Genomic DNA, 2,376 nt, shown 5'->3' with positions numbered 1-2,376 from the left:
GGATAGGGGCAGAGATTGGTTGTAGAATTTGAGTGCTTGTTGCTTTTGTCCTAAAGCGTCGTAGACTCCACCGATGTTATTGAGGGTTCTTGCTTCGCCTGTGCGATCGCCGACAGCGCGGAATAGGGGCAGTGATTGGTTGTAGAATTTGAGTGCTTCTTGAAGCTCACCAATGCTTTGGAAGTTAAAACCAAGCCCAACCAGTGCAGTTGCTTCAAGTTTTTTATCTTTGAGTTCTGTTGCAATAGTTAAAACTTGCTGCAATGTTTGTATTGCTTGTTGGTGTTGCTGCTGCTGTGTCTGTTGTATCGCTTGCTTTAATAATCGTTCGGCTTGTTGAGTTTGAGAGTTTTGAGTCTGTCCCCAACTAGGTTGAACCATAAGCAACGCGGAAACAGGAGTTATGCACACACCCAAAACCAGTAGAGGGCTGATAATTTTTTTCATACAACCAACTCATATCAATTCGCTCTAGTGTTAATAGCTACGGTGTACACACAAGTCATCGAATTACCCACTCATCCGGTGCAAAACCTCACCCTGCCCTATCGGGCATCCCTCTCCTTAGTAAGGAGAGGGAAAGATTTTAGCGAAGCTAAAAGCGAGGGTGAGGTTTTGAGCGAGGTGTGTGTACACCGTAGCCGGAGTTCACCAGAGGGAAAGATTTTAGCGAAGCTAAAAGCGAGGGTGAGGTTTTAAGTCAGATGTGTGTACACCGTAGGGTTGGGCAAACCCTTGACAAGGATGGACAACCCTTGTATTTTGGCGGCGTATCCTTTCAACTAGTTTTACCCAAATTCTTGGGTAGAGCCGCAAAAATACACCCAGATTTTCGGTTTTACGAGTAGACATTGTTAGTGGTTGTCCATCCAAGGCTCATGGAAAATGAAGCGGTGTTAATAAGGTGTGGCTCGAACAGACATCGTTTTTTGTTGCAGATTAAACTGCATTTCATCCACGACATACTGTCTATCTCTCGCTACTGACTGAATACCAAGCAGCCGCTCTGGAGAAACAACAGGTGGTTCCAAGTTTACCACTGCTTGACCCTGATTAGCGTTTTTTATTGTAAAAGTAGTGAATGGAAGAGCGTTCCAAGTGACTTGCTGACCTTTTGGACGATCTCGTTCACCGCGAATAATCTGCTGTCCATTGCTTCTGTAAACTGTCGCACTATTTCTAAAAACAACTTTTTCAACTTGTTTTAACGGAATCGAGAGAGTTTTGTCACTACGCTGCATTGATAATGTTTGTCCTGATGGATCAATTGCTGTCACTCGTCCACTGCGTGATTCACCCCCCTTAAGTGAGACATCTGCTAGTTCTGGTAACGCCACAGAAACTGCAACTGGCTGCACTTTAACTTGTGTTTGTGTCAATAAGAAATTTTTCTTTTGTGTATTCTGACCAGTGACAGCTTGGGAGTTTGCTGCTATTTCTGTTGTCAGAGCTACAATTGCCGTAAATATCTTTAAATAAAGTTTCATAATTTTAAAAGTGTTTTCTATAGCATTTCACTTTCTTTGTTATACTTCACAACTATCTACCAAATTTTCGTAAAATAGGGCAAATAAATTAATCTATTTGATAAAGAGTAATACTAAATACAGCGATTCTGATTTGCATAGAATACACGCAGCCCAGTAGGGGCTTTCGTCTAGCCCATACGTGTCAACCTAAGGTGAAATCCTTGTCATTACGTCATATCATGCCTTTTCTACTCGCCCACAATTGTCGCATAACCCCACCCCGGTTTTGTCTTGCGCCAAAACCGCCCCTCCCCTTGCTAAGGGGAGGGGACGTAAAGCGTAGCTTTACGAGGGTGGGGTCAAACCAACGTGGAATAGAGGTTTGAACGTTAAGTTGACACGAGGCTAGCCGTGCCCCTACAAACAATGTGTATTACATTGAGAGCTGCTATATTATCAATTTCTTTACCTTTGGAGTGCTTGTGTGACTCAGACTCCCCAACCAAGTCAGGAACCGAATATTTTAGGTAAATTTGCCAGTGTCGTAGGCTTATTAGGTATTGCGTTGTTTTTTGCAGGCTGGATTTACCGTTGGTCATATTTCTACTTTTTTCAACTAGAAGTCACTAACCTCGACTTTCCAGCACAGTCTTTTCTTTTCGTTCCCCTACAGATATTTCTGGGAGATGGTTGGGCAATATTTAAAACAGCTATTGCTTTTCTGGTTGCTATATTTGCCATTCAACTGACTTTATGGTTAATTCAGTTAATAACTCAAGCATTCGTTAATACATTTAGCCAAATTTTATCAACTCGAATCATTCCCACAACTCAACGCAAGCGTTCATGGACAGCGAAACAATTACACTCTCTGGCTATCTTTAGCTTCTTCGCCGTAAGCCCCACG

At 42.6% G+C, this 2,376-nt stretch carries 3 protein-coding genes and 1 pseudogene; 1 reads left to right on the top strand and 3 read right to left on the bottom strand.

Annotated elements, in window-relative coordinates:
* The 3 genes from DP117_RS34005 to DP117_RS33995 all read right to left on the bottom strand — a co-directional run.
* Positions 1 to 447, bottom strand: a 447-nt coding sequence (locus DP117_RS34005) for a tetratricopeptide repeat protein (RefSeq protein ID WP_169222554.1), incomplete at its 3' end; no start/stop codon positions are given.
* A 228-nt stretch (positions 448 to 675) separates the two neighbouring features.
* Positions 676 to 852: a hypothetical protein gene (locus DP117_RS34000; protein WP_169222553.1), complete on the bottom strand. Its 177-nt coding sequence runs from the start codon at positions 850 to 852 to the stop codon at positions 676 to 678.
* 44 nt (positions 853 to 896) lie between these two features.
* On the bottom strand, positions 897 to 1,487 hold the full coding sequence (locus DP117_RS33995; RefSeq protein ID WP_169222552.1) for a hypothetical protein: 591 nt from the start codon (positions 1,485 to 1,487) through the stop codon (positions 897 to 899).
* Between the two features lie 466 nt (positions 1,488 to 1,953).
* Here DP117_RS33995 and DP117_RS33990 point away from each other — a divergent pair.
* A pseudogene (locus DP117_RS33990) lies at positions 1,954 to 2,376 on the top strand (hypothetical protein); the annotation flags it as partial.

It is taken from the genome of Brasilonema sp. UFV-L1, assembly GCF_012912105.1.
In the GTDB taxonomy this organism is placed as follows: domain Bacteria; phylum Cyanobacteriota; class Cyanobacteriia; order Cyanobacteriales; family Nostocaceae; genus Brasilonema.
This window is presented reverse-complemented; position numbering and strand designations above follow the sequence as displayed.

Bases quoted from the DNA above. Each gene is read 5' to 3' on its own strand.
- DP117_RS34000 (WP_169222553.1), bottom strand. From the start codon at position 852: ATGTCTACTCGTAAAACCGAAAATCTGGGTGTATTTTTGCGGCTCTAC.
- DP117_RS33995 (WP_169222552.1), bottom strand. From the start codon at position 1,487: ATGAAACTTTATTTAAAGATATTTACGGCAATTGTAGCTCTGACAACA.